Genomic DNA, 16,474 nt, shown 5'->3' with positions numbered 1-16,474 from the left:
AAAAAACATTGACACATGAAACACAACATAATAGCCCTTTGCATGCTGATATTGCTGAATGCCTGTCAGAAGGGGGAAATAAACAGTCTGAATACGCCGGTGGTGGGTGGTGTAACAGGCAATCCAACCCGAAGTGACTTATTTAATCTCGCTACCGGTGCTGAATCGGGTATGCGTACCAGTATCAATTTTTACCTGGATGCAGAAGGGATTATCGGTCGTGAAGTCTATCGCTTTTCCAGTTCAGAACCCCGCTATACAACAGATTTGTTGGGTGGTGGTACAAAGGTATTGGACAATAATACTTTCTACCTGACCAATCCATGGGCTTCCCGTTACCAGGTGATGCGGCAGTGTTTTATTCTTTTGGAAGCCATTAGTCATACCAGCGGATCTGTAGCAAGTGATGCGCAGAAGAAAGGATTTTCCGGATATGCAAAGACCTTAATAGGTTACCAGTTATTGCTCAATATCAATATGACGGATTCAAGTGGCGCCCGCATTCCAGTGGCCAATGGCGCAGCACAGGGACCGGTGATCACAGATCCGGGTATTGTATTGGATTCTGTTTTGAAGTTCCTGGATGATGGAAAGGCGGACCTTACGGGGGCAGATATTATCTTTCCTTTGTCAGGTGGTTTTGCAGGATTTTCGGATGCGGCGGGATTGTTGAAATTCAACAGGGCACTGGCCGCAAGGGTGCATTTATATCGCAAGCAATGGGTGGAAGCGCTGACTGCATTGAATGAATCGTTCTTTGACCTGGATGGGGATCTTTCGACAGGTGTATGGCATTTTTTCTCTACCAATGGGGGCGATGTATCCAACACTATGTATATCGCACCAAATAGTAATGGGGAAGTGCGGATAGCGCATCCTTCTTATGCCAATGACATCGTGCCGGGTGATGATCGGATCAATAAGACACAGGTACGTAATTCATCTGCCAGTCAGAATGGATTGACGGGCAACAGGGATGTGATTGCCTGGAATTCACTGAATGCGCCTGTGAGCATTATTCGCAATGAAGAACTGATTTTGATCTATGCAGAAGCTAATATTCAAACAAATAACTTTCCGAATGCGATAGTGGCCCTGAACCGTATACGTACAGCCCACAATTTGCCAGCATATGCAGGTCCTGTGACCAGTGCTGCATTGACGATGGAATTGTTATACAACAGGCGGTATTCCCTGTTTATGGAAGGGCACAGGTGGGTTGATATAAGAAGATATGGATTGTTGAATACACTTCCTGTAGACAGAGCGGATGATAATGTGTGGAGTCATTTCCCATTACCACAAAGCGAAAGCAATCAATAATAATAGAAACGCTTCTGTTTTTTTAAGGCAGAAGCGTTTCATATTTATAATATCTCCACCTTAACAGCGCGATGGCGGTCAATGTAAGTGCAATATAAAGGGCCGGTAAGCCTACTGTCAATAAAAAAATATACTGTACACAAAGTACGACTGACAGGATCTTATAGAACTGTGATTTTGTAAAATGTCTGAAGTAGGTGAGACTCGTCATCAGCAACATACTGCTATACCCGCATAAACAAAAGGTAACGGCATCGGTCAGCGGCATGTGTTTGGGTACTAACAGTACTATTAACAATACCTCGGGGATGATCAATATAAAATCCAGTAATGCGTATTCAAGGAATCGCATACTTTGTGATACAGGCATTGTTCTGTAAAAATTCAAATACACATCTTCAAATTCCCTGCATCTGTATACCAATATGCCATTGCCTAAAATACCTAAGCTTATTACAATAAAGATGGTTTGTCCATCATAATATTTCATTGAATTATTGACAGCAATGAGGTATAGCAGGCCACAGGTGAAGATCTTTAATCCTGCCCATGTAACAAGTTGTTTCGTAGCTATGTATCGCAAAAGCATCCCTGTCATAGAGGTGAATTTAAAGGATTTCAATACCGGCGCTTTCCCTTCTGCAATGAGTCTTAGCCTGTTTCCCAACCAGAGCGCGGAGAGTAAGCACAGCAATAATAAATAACCGATCACCAGGCATACACTACCGATATAACCATATTGAATACCCGTTCTTACTATAAAGATCACATACGCCCACACTGGTATCATCAATAATAAAGTGGCCATGAATAGTAATCCTGTCTGCCTTTTTTTACTAAGGTAATTAAATACATGCAGGAACATATTTTCGGGTTTATATATTTCCGTGACCACAAAGGCCGTAAACTTTCTCGTATACAGGAACCAAAGTAAAAACACCATGCCCATCATACCCGCATGTTTGAAAGTACCCAGTACCAGGAATAAATGATATTCATACACGCCTGCGCCAGATTGGGAGTTGACAATAAACACCGTCATGGTGTAAATGAAAATGATCAACCCGCCATTCTCTCTGAAGAAGGGTGAAACCAATGAGCGGAGTAGATATCTTGTCATTTATTGTACGATGCTTTGGTTGATAACTGTGAGTGCCCGCTGTGCATTTAATAAACTGGTATCCAGGTCCTGGTGTGAGCTCATTAAAAATGAAGTGCCGGCTTTCTGGTTGAATTCCAGTATGAGATCAGAGATGAGTGTAAATGAATTTGTATCCAGTGTTGTCAATGGTTCATCCAGTATGATAAGAGCAGGATTGCCGATGAAGGCCAGTAGCAGTGACAATCGTTTGGTCATCCCTGCGGAATATGCGGAGGCTTGTCCCTGGATGAAGTTACCGACATTAAAACGTTCTATGAGGCGATCGATTTCGGATTGTGGTACTTTCCTGATCCGCTGGTACAGGATCACGAGGTCCATGCCTGTCATAAAAGGAGGAAAGAGCGGTTCGGCTGCAGCCCAGCCTATATGTTGCCTGTAAAGGAGGGGTGCATGCCTGAGACTGCTGCCTTTGAGGGTGATATCTCCTTCAAAAGGCACCATGCCGGCAATGATTTTTAATAACGTGGATTTGCCTGACCCATTGGCGCCCTGTATCCAATAGATGCCGGGATCCAGCAGGAGGGAAGGTATATTGAGGATTACTTTTCCCTGATAGGCTTTGCGAACATTTGTGAGCTGAAGCATAGCTATCAATATATAAAAATTATTGATGGATGATGAGACCTCTGCTGTTTTTTAACAATATTTTTTGGATAAAATTTGCTGACCGCAGGTAGGGCCCATCTATTCGCAATTAATATTTTTTCGTATATTCACCTTGATTTTTTAACCCTTAACCATGTCTTTACATACCCAAACTTCATTCTCCATTGATGGGAACCTGTTTTCCTCATTTCATTCACTCAATCTGTACCAGCAAATCAGAGGACATCATTCATTTGAAATTCTCATTAGTTACGATTGGTTGAACAAGTTAGGAAAAGGTCTGTTCAACGCCAGCAAGAACTTTCTTGGCAAAGAAATTAAAATCACCATCAAACCCGCGGATCCATTGAGCACTGCTCAGCCATTGATTTTTGATGGCATCGTTACCGGTATCAATGCCGGCAAGGAAAACGATGGTACTAACGGTTTCTGTGTGATCAGAGGTTTCAGTCCCGACATCCTGCTGGAAAACGATCCCCACATCGCTACATTTGAGCGCCGTCCGCTCAGCGACATCATTGATACTGTGCTGAAATCAGGTGGGCCACTCATGCCGCCGCTGTCGGTCAAACCCAATAACACAGCGTCGCTCAAGTACATCGTTCAGTACAAGGAAACCGCTTACACCTTTGTGTCCCGCCTCGCGGCACGCTATGGTGAATGGTTCTTTTACGACGGTCAACAACTCATTTTCGGGCAGTACAAAAACCGGCAAACTGAATTGATCCACCAGGTGAATTTACTGGATTTTGACCTGGCACTGGATGTAAAGCCAAACAACTTAAAACTGAATGGCTATGACTACCGCCAGGCATCTGTGGTGAGCAATGACACGCAATCACAGGCAGCCAGTGGTACGAACCAATACAGCACCCATATGCAGGAGGTGAGCAAACAACTATATAGCAAACCCTCGCTGTACAAAATGAACTATGGCTTTAGCAGCAGTGCCCAGTCGCAGGTAGACGATCTGACTACCCTGCAGTATAAAGGCAAAGCCGCCAGCATGGTGGTGATAAAAGGCCGCTCCAATGAAACGTCTTTAAGGATCGGGGATTTGATTACTGTAAGAGAAAACTTTCTCTCTACCGAAGATCATGGTCAATTCCTCATTACTTCCTTGCAACATTCCTGTACGGATAATGGTTTGTATGTAAATACATTTGAGGCCATTCCTGCGGATACGGCTATGCCGTACATTGACGTGCATGCCATTCCATATTGCGAGCCACAAAGCGCCACCGTCATTGAGAACCATGACCCCAAAGGCCTGGGCCGTGTACAGGTACGTTTTCGCTGGCAGGATAGCGGTACTACCCCCTGGATACGTGTGCTGAATGCACATAGCGGTTCGGACAAAGGTATTTACTTCATGCCTGAAAAAGGGGAGGAGGTATGGGTAGACTTTGAAGGTGGTAATCCTGAAGCCCCCTTTGTAACTGGTACCACCTACAATGGTACGGCAAAGACTGGTTTTGGTGATGCGCAAAATAACCTGAAGGTGATCAAAACCCGCAGTGGCCATGTCATTCGGCTGGACGATACGGAGGGGAGTGAAAGCATTACTATTACTGACAAGAACAGTAATGTCATTTATCTCAACACCAGCACATCCAGCATCGAAATCACTGCGCCAGAGAATATGACGCTGAATGCCCGCAACATGAACATCAACGTGGGGGAGCAAATGGAGATGAACGTAGGCGGACAGCTGCTCATGAATGTGATGAAAGCAATGGCCGTGAATACGCCACTCATGACGCAGATGATTGCAGACTTCCTGCACATGCAGGCAGGCAAAGCGCTGTTCAATTCAAAAGATGAAATTAAGATAGAAGCCCGGCAGCTCTATGCCGCAGGCCAGAGTCAGATCATGCTGCACAGCGATGAGAAGATACTGGCAAATAGTAAAGGTGAGCTGCACATGAAAGGTGAGCAGGGCAATAAACACTATAATAAAGCAGATACTTACGAAACAGCAAAACCGGAAATTCCGGCTAAAGTGATCGTAAGTTTCCGCCCAAAAAGCGGGTGGACAGGTGAGTATGGTTTTGACTGGTTGCGTATCAAAGATACCAGCATTGTAGGTGATGTAGAATATAAAAAGATTGTAGGTAGCTATGGCAGTGTCTATGCTACCCAGTCGGGCGCTGTGTTTACACAAAGCGATGCCAAATTCAATACACTGAAAACCACCCGTTACAGTCCGGCCCTCATTCCATGGAAGAAGGAAGCGGATGGTAAAACAACGGCGGAATATTACCAGTCATGGTTATGCTTATTCCCTGGTGGTAAGAGTTATAACAATACGAAAGCTACTGTGCAGGTACTGGTGGAAGTAGATGAAGAGCCGGAAAAAATAGCGCTGGAATTCAAGGATGAGTTTATCAAATGCGATAAAAAGGAAATCACACCGAAAAGTAAGGGTAGTCATAAACTGGAACTGACAGTCGAATGTTTGAAAGAATCAGATACTGACCAGGAAATAAAAGTGATGGCTTATACAAAGAAAGCAGATGGTACATTGGATACGCCTAAGCTGGCCGGAAAATTGATTGTAGTCAAAAACAAAGTACGTTATAAAGCAAATGTGGTCTTTGTGAAAGTGAAGACCAGATTTGGTACAAGTGTTAATACTGGTAAGACCACCGGAGAAAAGGCTTTCCTGGAAAAATACATGAACCAGGGTCTAATTTTATTGAACCTGGTAGAAGAAGAACTGGATATGACGGCAGATGCAGCTATCAAAACGAATGCATTGACTACGGCTTCCGGTTCCACTGCTGTGAATGCTTACCCGGGAGGTAAGCAGATCCACGATTCACTGGAAACGGCTTTCAATGCAAAGCATGCTACTTACAAAGATTATTACAAAGTATTCTTCTTTGATGAAGAAGGCGGGTATATGGCAGGCAGCAATTACCAGGGCCTGAATGGCGGCGCTAAAGATATAGTGGCCAAGAGTGTAGTGCTCTTCAATACCCATAATACCGCTACCACCACCCACGAATTGCTACATGCGATGGGGCTGTATCACACGTTTGACAATAGTGGCAGCCATGTGTTCAAGATTGGTGAAACGGAGAATATCATGGACTATTCGCACCAATATGGCAAGGCGCGCATCAGTACCTGGAAGTGGCAGTGGGAGAAGGTGAGAGCGAATGTTGGAAAAGAATAAATCAATCAATATGTATAAAAAGTTCTGGCTGGCCGTACTGATCATCATGCACTCATTTGCGGCCTGTGCACAAACCAAACAAACAAATATGAACAACCGATTCGATATAGAGACCTATAATAAAAACAAACAGGCAGGAGAGTATACCTTTGAGCACGATGGTGTGAAGGTAAGACAGACCGACTTTGATGGTGGATATGCCGAAACGACCAGTAAACCCGATACGTATATTGATCACTATCGTGAATATTATAAAAATGGTACGCTCAAAGAAGAAGGTGACTTGTTTAATAAGAGTGTGTTCCGCCTGGGTACCTGGCGTTTCTTCAATGAGCAGGGAGTGGAACAAAAGTCTGTGAACTACGATGCACCATATACTTTTACCCTCGATAAGGTCCTGGAATTCCTGAAGCGCAATAACCTGTCACTGGCAGATCGCTGGACGAGCATCAATAGAAAATCAGATACGATTGGTGATCGCTGGATAGTGACGCATGAAGACGGGCATATAGGTGGTGCGGATATTCAGCTGAAGCATGTGAACCTGGATGCGGTGACTGGCAAGGTGATTACAATTAAAACATCTACTCATCACGATAACTGATATGCTTACAATTATTACAGATACCGCCCGGATGAAGTGTGATAAAGGTGCGGCGCCAGCTGTGCTCAAGGTCACCAGTCAGTCGTATGTGTATATAGAAGATAAGCTGGTGGCGACGGAGAAGGATAAAGGAGCGAATACGAATATACCGCCGTTTGGGGTGTGTAGTGTAACGCAGAAGCCTTGTATGCCGAAGCCTACGGCATGGATGGATACGACGGTATTGGATGCAATTGGATCAGATAAGGAATTGACAGATAAATCGTATTGTATGTGCGGGTTGGGTGGGAAGATTTCGTTTGCGACTACGGGGCAGAATGGTTTTGCTGCTACGGAAGAATAGAAGGACCGCCAAACGCGCTAGCGAAGCTGGTATTGCCTAAAGGCGTATTTGGGGTTGTCTGAATGCTGTATTTCAGCCGTCGAAAGCCGGCCGTAATACAGCCCAGTAAAAGTTGAGGGAGATTGCGAAGCAATCTCCCTCAACTTTTACTGTTTATTTTTGGGAAAATTAGTACTGATATGATACTTATCCTCCATCTCCCACAATTTCGCCCCTCCTTTAATCCCATCTTTATTCGTAAACAATATCACATTCTTATCCAGTTTAAAACTAATCTTATCCGCATTCCCCCCTCCCAAATACAACCGATCATAATTAAACACCACTTTCAGCACCTCCATCACGCGTTCCATCCGCTTATTCCACTTTTCCAACCCTTCTTTTTCCAACGCCTTATTGCCTATATATTCATCATAATCATGCTCCTTCGTAAAGGGGTGATGTGCCAGTTCCAGGTGCGGCAGCAGGTACCCATCAATCAAAAGTGCTGTTCCAAACCCTGTTCCCAGCGTCACTGCCAGCTCATACCCTTTGCCACTCACAACACCCAGTCCCAGCTGATCCGCATCATTCACCAATCTCACCGGTTTATTCAGCATATCTGCAATGCGCTGTCCCAGATCAATATCCTTCCAGTTCGGATTCCCCAGGTTCGGCGCCGTATACACGATACCATTCCTTACATACCCTGGAAATCCAACAGAGACCTTATCATATTCCGGCATGCCTTGCACCAAATCCTGAATGGTACTTAATACATTCCCGGGGGTTGGCGCCTCCGGCGTCTTTACCCGCTTATACTCCATTTGCCATTCCCCTTTATCATTGAGGATCGTACATTTGATATGCGATCCACCTACATCAATCGCTAAAATATGTCCTGTCTCTGCCATGTTATTAAAAATTTATGCAAATCAATACAAAAGTCACACCGATTTTGTTTATAATAACTTAACACTCACTTTAAACTGACTTCCTAATTTTGTGCGTCAATTTATATGATGCGTTCCAATTCTGAAAATACTGCTGCAATTTTCGACAGGATCTTTAAAGAGACCTGGTCGGGCACTGTTGCATATCTTATAAAAATAAGTAATAATAATGAACTAGCCGAAGACCTGGCGCAGGAAGCCTACCTGAAAGCCTGGCAAAAATTCCACCTGCTTCCTGGAGAAGAAACTGAAATAGCCCGTTACATCCTTGTCATTGCCCGTAATTGTTTTCTTGACCACCTGAAAGTTGCGCTGCGGGAACGTAAACAGCAGGATGCGTATAAGGTAAGTTTCCCTGAATCCGGACATTTTTCTCCGGCTATGACTGTTATAGAAGCTAAAGAACAACAGCAAATCGTTAATCATACTATTAATAATCACGAAGAAACGGTGCGCCGTTATTACCTGCTTAATCGCGAGTACGGATTGACTTACAAGGAGATCGCCCTTCAGGAAGGGGTGTCTGAAAAAACGGTGGAACGGTATATAGGCAGAGTACTCCGCTCGCTTCGTTCACGTCTGGCTACTATCTTTTTTATCTGGTAAGGGGTTTCATTCCTATTGGGAGCACCCAACGTCATGAATTTTTATCAGGTAACAATTCCTTAACCTACTTTCCTGTCGGTGCCCATTTTAATTCGCCGTTCTTATATAAAACGACGTCTCTTAAATGAATATTTCCGACATCAGGCACAGACTGGCAGACTATCAGGCAGGCAAATTGGATGCTGCAGGGAAGCAGGAATTACAGCAGGCATTAGAAGGCTTGTCTGAACAGGAATTGTCGGAACTATTTCCCGTAGATGCATTTGTAAACAATACAGCACACCAGTTGCCAGAGGCAGAAATTGATGCTGCACTGGCACGCTTTCGGTATAACAGGCAACCGGCTGTAAAACTGGCTTCATTAAAAGTAAAACCTGTTTTGTTAAAAAATGTCAGCCGTTACGCCGCCATCTTCGTGTTATTATTGGGGAGTAGTTTTTTAATACGTAAAGGAGTATTAAACTGGGAGCAAAAAGCAGCGCGCCGCTTTCGTACAATGCGTATAGCAGATGGTAATCATGGGTCCATCACCTTGTCTGATGGGAGTCGGGTCACTATTAATGGCGGATCCATCTTGTATTTCCCGGAAGAATTTGAAGATAGTGCACGTATAGTATATGTAGAAGAAGGAGAAGCTTATTTTGAAATTGCCAGAGACGCCAAACGACCATTCTATGTAAGGTCACCACAACTCAATGTAAAGGTATTAGGAACGTCTTTTACCGTCAGGGATTATAAAGATGAACACACAGCCATCGTAAACGTAAATAGCGGTAAAATCGGCTTAAAAGGACTCGTTTTGAGCGCCGGTATGGGATTGACCGCAGATAAAAGAAACGGGACATTTATAAAAGAGCAAATTGATACTGCTAATACAACCGCCTGGATCAGGGGAGAATTGATTTTCCAGGATGCAGGTTTACAACAGGTCTTACAGGTATTGCAGCATAAATACGCTGTTCACTTTGAGGTAAAGGATGCCACCTTATTAAAAAGGAAATACACTGCCACATTCCGGAATAACACGATCGAAAACGTCATGCAACAGTTAAAATTGATGAGCAGTTTCCAGTACACAATTACAGACAATCAAATAGTTATCAGGTAAAAAAATGCACCCTGCGGTAACAGGGCGCTAAAATTCAGTACAAGCTAAATTTTAAAATGAATGGACAAATGTACAAAAAAGCGGGGATGCCCGTTAGGGATTTCCTACCCCAAACTTTCTGTATGGGTAATATTCTTCTTTGTAGCATGGCTGCCCAACATCAATGCACAAACCATTGAAAAGAAGCTGGACCTCACGGTGAGCAACCAGCCACTGAAAGATGTATTTCAGTACATCCAGAAAAATAGCCGTTATCTCATTAATTATAGTCCTAATGATGTAGATGCTAATGTACGGGTCAGCATTAAGATCTTCGACGCCACAGCTAAGGAAATACTGCATGCTGCACTGGCCAATACAGGTTATGTATTCACCCAAACCGGCAATACATTTATCGTAACCCGCAAACCTGAAGACATTGTGATACGGGGGCGCATTTCTGACGAGCGGGGAGAGCCGCTGGTAGGGGTGAATGTGCGTATTAAAAGCGGTAATATCGGTACTATTTCCGGCCCGGACGGTAATTACTTCGTGAAGGTACCCGGCAATAATCCTACACTCGTATTCTCTTTTATTGGTTATATCACCCGCCAGGTAGCGGTAAATGAATCTCAGAAACTGGACCTGCAAATGGCCCCTGATGCCAAAGCACTGAACGAAGTGGTGGTGACAACGGCATTAGGTATCAAAAGAGAAGAAAAAGGCCTTGGTTATGCTACCACAGTGGTAAAAGGTGAGCAGCTCACTAACGCTTTGTCTAACAACTGGACAGACGCCCTTTCCGGAAAAGTTGCAGGCCTTAACCTGGTTCGTTCCAATGCGGGACCTACCGGTTCTAACAAAATCATTCTTCGTGGTGAGAACAACCTGAATGGTGACAACGAAGCCCTCATCGTGGTAGATGGCGTGGTGATCAACAATGGTAGCGGACGCCGTACAGGAATAGATGGTGAGACACCTTATGGTACAGGATCTGACAACATGCCTGCCGACTATGGTACAGGTTTGAACGACCTGAACGCAGAAGATATTGAATCGGTTACCGTACTGAAAGGTCCGGGTGCTGCAGCGCTCTATGGTCAGCGTGGTGCAAACGGTGCGGTGATCATTACCACCAAAGCAGGTACACCCCGTAAAAGAGGGTTAGGTGTTACCTTCAATAGCAACGAATCGCTGGAACAGGTAAACCGCTGGCCGGAGTTGCAATATGAATATGGACAAGGTTTGGACGGCGCCGCCTATTATTCCTACGGTACTTCTGCAGATGGTGCCAGCACCAGTGGTACCAGCTCGGCTTATGGCCCAAAGTTCGACGGACAGATGTTCTTTCAGTACGATCCTGTTACACAAAAGGTAGGTACGGAAAGAACGTTGTGGAGACCTTATACAAATCAGTTACAGAAATTCTTTCAGACCGGCAAGACTTTTACGAACAGCATTAGTGTAGATGGTGGTACGGACAAAACCACTGCGCGTTTTTCTTTTACAAACGTAAACAACGACTGGATTGTACCAAACACGGGTTACACACGTAATACCGTTGCTATGTCTGTGCATTCAAAGATCAGTGACAAACTGACCATCTCTTCCAAAGTTAACTATACAAATAAAGGGAGTGATAACCTGCCCGGTTCAGGTTATGGAAACCAATCGCTGATGTATTGGTACATCTTCTGGCAACCCAATGCAAGTATAGACTGGTTGCGCGACTACTGGGTGAAAGGACAGGAGGGCCGTGCTATTAAGTACCCTTTTAGTTCTTATCCTGAAAACCCGTTTGCCGTAGCAAATGAGTTCATCAACAAAACAAACCGTAACGGTATTACAGGGAATGTGCAGGCTACTTACAACTTCACCAAAGAACTGAGTTTACTGGTGAGAACATCCATTGACTTTGCTTATGACCAGCGTGCGCAGGAGCGTCCTTATGATGCAGGTGCGAAACTACCAAAGGGAAGTTATCGTACACAGAATATCTTTTCTATGGAAGCGAGTAGTGACTTCCTGTTGAAGTACAGCAAGCGGATAAACGAAGATATTGAATTCTCTGCCACAGCTGGTGGAAGCACCCTGACAAATAATTATAATAAAGATGAAACCCGTGCGGATTCACTGACATTCCCGGGTATCTTCACTTTCTCCAATGCAGCGGGTCCTTTGGTGACCATGCCCTACAGGAGTAAATATGCCATCAATAGTTTTTATGGTATGGTGACGGGTAGTTTCAGGGATTATTTATTCCTGGATCTTACCGGCAGACAGGACTGGACCAGTACCCTGGCTACGCCTGACCGTACGACTAATTCCGGGTTCTTTTATCCTGCGGCCAACCTGAGTTTTGTGGCATCGGAAGTATTGCATATGCCCAAGGCGATCAACTTTGCAAAGGTACGCTTTTCTGCATCCAGCGTAGGTAGTGGTGGTACGACTGCTTACCTCACCTCGTACAATTATTTATCAGCGGGTAGTTTGTACAATGGAGGGTTGTCAGCGCCAGACCTGTTGACGAATCCGAACCTGAAGCCACTGCGTACCATTACCTATGAAGTAGGTGCGAATATACAGTTCCTGAATAACAGGTTCGGTATTGATATAGCGGTGTACAGGGGAAATACAAAAGATCAGCACTTAAAGCGGGTGGTAGACCGTGCATCTGGTTTTACACAGGTATTGATCAATGCGGGGGATGTGAGAAATGAAGGGATAGAAATCGCCCTGAACACAACACCTGTGAGTGTGAAGAATGGATTTTCGTGGAGTTCTAATGTTGTATTCTCAGCGAACCGTAACCGTATTATGAGCCTGGCCGATAGCTCTGTCGTACTGAGAACAGGTCCTGTAGGCGGTGGTCAGATTGTGGCAAAAGTAGGTGGTAGCATGGGCGATCTGTATGGCCGTGGTTATCAGCGTGCGCCGGATGGTCAGGTTATTTATGATGCCAGCACAGGAGTAGCGTTGTTGACAGAAGATGTAAAATATCTTGGTAACATCCTGCCAAAAGCAAAGATCGGCTGGACGAACGATTTCAGGTATAAGGGTTTCAATCTGCACCTGCTTTTTGATGCACAATATGGTGGTGTATCGCACTCGCTTACACACTATAAAATGGCAGAACAGGGTAAGCTGAAAGAGACGCTGCCGGGCCGTTACAACGGGATAGTAGGAAATGGTGTAGTGGCGACTACTGATGGCAAATATCGTAAGAACGATGTGATTGCAACGGATATAGACGAATACTACCGTTCACACTATGGTGTAGACAATGCAGAAGGTAGTGTGTTTCGTACAGACTTTATCAAATTCAGGGAAGCACGTATCGACTATACATTCAGCAAGGGATTGGTGAAAAGGTTGGGATTCCAGCGTGCCACAGTAGGTGTGTATGGACGTGACCTGTTCATCTGGTCACCATGGCCGATGTTCGATCCTGAATTTGGTACTCTTTATGGTTCTGACATCCTGCAGGGTTTTGAGATCGGTCAGTTCCCATCTACACGTACCCTTGGTTTTAATCTGGTAATTGGACTTTAATATTCGACATGATGAAGCAATTTACATACATACTTTTACTGGGTATTATATTGAGTTCCTGTACGAAAAATTTCCAGGATACGAATACGAACCCGAATGGTACACCTGAAGCTTTGCCATCGCAGTTGATGGCGCCGGCACTGGTGAACACGCTTACATATAACATGCTGCGTAACCGCAACTTCAACAATGAGCTGATGCAGGTGACGGTGAACATGAGTGATGCAGAAGGGCAGGTGTTCCGTTACGATTTTCGTTCAACCTGGTCAGATTACCTGTACAATGGTCTCTATTCTGAGTTGACCAACTTCAAGGATATGTATACCATATCCAGCCAGGAGTTGAACTACAATAAATCTTATATGGGGATCTCGCTTATTTGTCAGTCATGGATCTATTCCATACTTACAGATACTTATGGGGATATTCCTTATTTCCAGTCTAACCTGGCAAAAGATAGCCTGATCTATGAGCCCCGCTTTGATGCGCAGCGTGATATTTATCTCGATATCTTCAAAAAACTGGATACAGCAAATACATTGCTGAGTGCGGGTACAGCTATAACAGGTTCGAGTGACCCTGTGTATAATGGGGATGTAACGAAATGGAGGAAGTTTGGTAACTCACTTTACCTGCGTTTGTTATTGCGTGTGTCAGCAAAGTCGGATTCAGCTATTCTAAAAATTAAGGATATCGTGGAGACGAATAGCAGTAACTATCCAATTATGTCCAGCAATAATGAATCTGCGATATTGCGCTGGACGGGTGTGGGGCCTTATTCATCGCCGTATCTGGCAGTGCGTGAGCAGGATTTTCGTTCACCGGGTATCGCGAGTTTCTTTATTGATAATCTTTCTCAGTGGAATGATCCACGTATTGATATACCTACTTATGGTACGGGAGGTTTTAACAGGTGGGGCATCGCGCCTTATTCCGGTTCTTATCAGGGTGTGCCAAGTGGGTATTCACCGGGAGAGAATCCTGTGAAGAAATGTTATTTCTATTCCAATACATCGGCAGTTTCTCTCATGACAGAACCAATGACGGGGATGATGATGAACTATGCAGAGTTGGAATTTATACTGGCAGAAGCAGCGGCGAAAGGATGGATCAGTGGTTCGGCAGAGACGTATTATAATACAGGTGCACTCAACAGCATTACCCAGTGGATCCCTACCTGGCCTGTATCCATCACAACCTGGCTGGCAGCGGCAGATATTGAGTGGCTGGATGATGAAACGCTGGATCAGAAGATGGAGAAAATACATAAGCAAAAGTATTATGCGTTGTTCCTGACGGATATGCAGCAGTGGTTTGAGTATCGTCGTACGGGGCATCCTGACTTACCAAAGGGTGCGGGGTTGCGGAATAATGGTGTGATGCCTGCGAGAATGACTTACCCGGTGTATGTGCAGTCCACCAATCCGACGAACTACAAGCTGGCGATAGCCAGTCAGGGACCAGATGAAATCAGTACACAGGTATGGTGGCAGAAACCATAACAATAAAATCATTTTACAATGAAGAAATTCTTAGTATACTTACCATTCATATTATTCATTTGGGGTTGTGAAAAAAGTGAGACCTATCCCGGTGGAACCATCAGCCCTTACATTTCGATATACGATATCAGGAATCTGTATAAATCAAAACCCGTTACACTCAGCAAAGAAAATATGCTTGGCTCTACCAGTATAGCAGCCATGGTCGTATCAGATCATAGCGGAGGCAATTTGCCTGCCGGGCTGCTGATTGTACAGGATGCGCGTCGTTTGTCAAAGCTGAGAGGAATTGCGATTCAATTGGGGGATGTAGCGAATAGTTATGTGCCGGGTGATTCAGTGTTGATCGATGTGCAGGGCGCTGTATTGGAAAAAGCGGATGGTATGCTGGAACTGACAGGGGTATCGTTGACAAAGATGAGGAAGATTTCTTCTGGCAATACGATCCCGGTAAACCGTGTTACGACAGCAGCAATACTGGCGAATCCGGGTGATTATGAAAGTACGTTGGCGGTGGTTGTAAAAGGTGGGTTCGATCCATTGCCAGCAAAGGGAGATGTATTGAAAGGCGATAAAGTATTGAATGATGGTTTTGGTAATTTGTTGTTACGTACAGCAGATACCAGCGCGTTTGCGAATAACGCTGCGCCGGTGAGTGCAAACTTCTATGGTATAGTATTCGTAGGTGGGGACAATACGCCTGTGTTCCGTATGCGTACGGCAAAAGATTTGACTGTATTGAGTGCAGAAATTTCTATAGCACCTGTGCTGATCACTGGTTTTATGTCGGATGCAAGTGGTGGGGATGGTAATTATGAATATGTGCAGATGATGGCGACGAGGGATATTGACTTTGCAGCTACGCCATTTGCCCTCGTGGTGACAAACAATGCCAATGCCAGCACGCCTACAGGATATCCATCCAAAGGATGGGCGACAGGTGATAAGCGTTCTTACAAGTTTAATCTTTATGCAGGTAAGGCAGCGAAAGGGACGTTCTTTTATGTAGGAGGTATCGGGAAAAAAATTAATGGTTCCAAATCTACAGATATCAGTAGTGCTAACTGGGTACGTACATTTGACTATACGACTACGGGTGGAGATGGATTTGGTACAGCGACGACAGGTTTGATGGCGAATAGTGGGAATGCATTTGGACTGGCAGTATTCCAGGATACAGTGGTGACGGCAGATTCCAGACCGGTAGATGTGATGTGGGTGTCAACGGGTGGTAGTTTGTATACAGCGGGGCCACCGGCGAAAGGTTATCGCATTGCGAATACCGATTTTTATGATATGATCAACCCGATCACGCTGGAAGAACAGCCTTTTTATCGTCAGGGTTCTAATACATTGGCGCTGTCGTACAATACGGCGGATCTGGGGATATTCAATATGCTGGGTGGTGTGTATAATGTATCGCTGGGTAAGTGGGTACAGGCAAGGGCGCAGAATAATAAACAACTGAGTACAACATCAGCGATAACCGATATAGAAGGTGAAGGCGCAACGACGCTTAAATAAGACTGGTAATAATACCAGGGATAACTGATATGGAACGTAAGGGTATAACAAC

Annotated in this window: 12 protein-coding genes; 9 read left to right on the top strand and 3 right to left on the bottom strand. The window is 44.6% G+C overall.

All coding sequences use genetic code 11. From position 1 onward, the window contains the following. The first annotated feature begins 15 nt into the window (after nt 1-15). Nucleotides 16-1,323 carry a RagB/SusD family nutrient uptake outer membrane protein gene (locus tag SIO70_RS22310; protein ID WP_320574458.1) on the top strand — a complete coding sequence of 436 codons (1,308 nt, stop codon included), beginning with the start codon at nt 16-18 and terminating at the stop codon, nt 1,321-1,323. A 22-nt stretch (nt 1,324-1,345) separates the two neighbouring features. On the opposite strand, the gene SIO70_RS22305 is transcribed toward SIO70_RS22310, so the two are convergent. Both SIO70_RS22305 and SIO70_RS22300 read right to left on the bottom strand, forming a co-directional pair. Continuing rightward, nucleotides 1,346-2,443: a hypothetical protein gene (locus tag SIO70_RS22305; RefSeq protein ID WP_320574457.1), complete on the bottom strand. Its 1,098-nt coding sequence runs from the start codon at nt 2,441-2,443 to the stop codon at nt 1,346-1,348. Then, nucleotides 2,444-3,070, bottom strand: a complete 627-nt coding sequence (locus SIO70_RS22300; RefSeq protein WP_320574456.1) for an ABC transporter ATP-binding protein — start codon at nt 3,068-3,070, stop codon at nt 2,444-2,446. Between the two features lie 154 nt (nt 3,071-3,224). Here SIO70_RS22300 and SIO70_RS22295 point away from each other — a divergent pair, with 154 nt between their 5' ends. Genes SIO70_RS22295 through SIO70_RS22285 form a run of 3 tightly spaced genes read left to right on the top strand, consistent with a single transcriptional unit; the run spans nt 3,225 to nt 7,219 of the window. Then, nucleotides 3,225-6,272, top strand: coding sequence for a type VI secretion system tip protein VgrG (locus SIO70_RS22295; protein WP_320574455.1), 3,048 nt, complete (start codon nt 3,225-3,227; stop codon nt 6,270-6,272). Between the two features lie 10 nt (nt 6,273-6,282). Beyond that, the gene (locus SIO70_RS22290) at nt 6,283-6,876 is read left to right on the top strand and encodes a hypothetical protein (RefSeq protein WP_320574454.1); all 594 of its coding nucleotides are present in this window, start codon (nt 6,283-6,285) and stop codon (nt 6,874-6,876) included. A gap of 1 nt (nt 6,877) precedes the next feature. Then, nucleotides 6,878-7,219 carry a DUF4280 domain-containing protein gene (locus SIO70_RS22285; protein WP_320574453.1) on the top strand — a complete coding sequence of 114 codons (342 nt, stop codon included), beginning with the start codon at nt 6,878-6,880 and terminating at the stop codon, nt 7,217-7,219. 146 nt (nt 7,220-7,365) lie between these two features. Here SIO70_RS22285 and SIO70_RS22280 read toward each other — a convergent pair whose 3' ends face one another. Beyond that, complete coding sequence (locus SIO70_RS22280; protein ID WP_320574452.1) at nt 7,366-8,112, bottom strand: ROK family protein; 747 nt, start codon at nt 8,110-8,112, stop codon at nt 7,366-7,368. 105 nt (nt 8,113-8,217) lie between these two features. On the opposite strand from SIO70_RS22280, the gene SIO70_RS22275 reads away from it, so the two are divergent. From SIO70_RS22275 to SIO70_RS22255, 5 genes are all read left to right on the top strand, one after another. After that, nucleotides 8,218-8,757 carry a sigma-70 family RNA polymerase sigma factor gene (locus tag SIO70_RS22275; protein ID WP_320574451.1) on the top strand — a complete coding sequence of 180 codons (540 nt, stop codon included), beginning with the start codon at nt 8,218-8,220 and terminating at the stop codon, nt 8,755-8,757. Nucleotides 8,758-8,881: 124 nt separating this feature from the next. Beyond that, complete coding sequence (locus SIO70_RS22270) at nt 8,882-9,865, top strand: FecR family protein (RefSeq protein ID WP_320574449.1); 984 nt, start codon at nt 8,882-8,884, stop codon at nt 9,863-9,865. Nucleotides 9,866-9,925: 60 nt separating this feature from the next. Then, complete coding sequence (locus SIO70_RS22265; RefSeq protein WP_320574448.1) at nt 9,926-13,396, top strand: SusC/RagA family TonB-linked outer membrane protein; 3,471 nt, start codon at nt 9,926-9,928, stop codon at nt 13,394-13,396. A gap of 8 nt (nt 13,397-13,404) precedes the next feature. Next, on the top strand, nt 13,405-14,898 hold the full coding sequence (locus tag SIO70_RS22260; RefSeq protein ID WP_320574446.1) for a SusD/RagB family nutrient-binding outer membrane lipoprotein: 1,494 nt from the start codon (nt 13,405-13,407) through the stop codon (nt 14,896-14,898). An 18-nt stretch (nt 14,899-14,916) separates the two neighbouring features. After that, a complete protein-coding gene (locus tag SIO70_RS22255; RefSeq protein ID WP_320574444.1) occupies nt 14,917-16,422 on the top strand; it encodes a DUF5689 domain-containing protein in 1,506 nt (501 codons plus the stop codon). The last annotated feature ends 52 nt before the right edge of the window (nt 16,423-16,474 follow it).

It is taken from the genome of Chitinophaga sancti (genome assembly GCF_034087045.1).
Classification (GTDB): Bacteria; Bacteroidota; Bacteroidia; order Chitinophagales; family Chitinophagaceae; genus Chitinophaga; species Chitinophaga sancti_B.
Note: the sequence above shows the minus strand (reverse complement) of the source record. Positions and strands in the feature narration are given on the sequence as shown.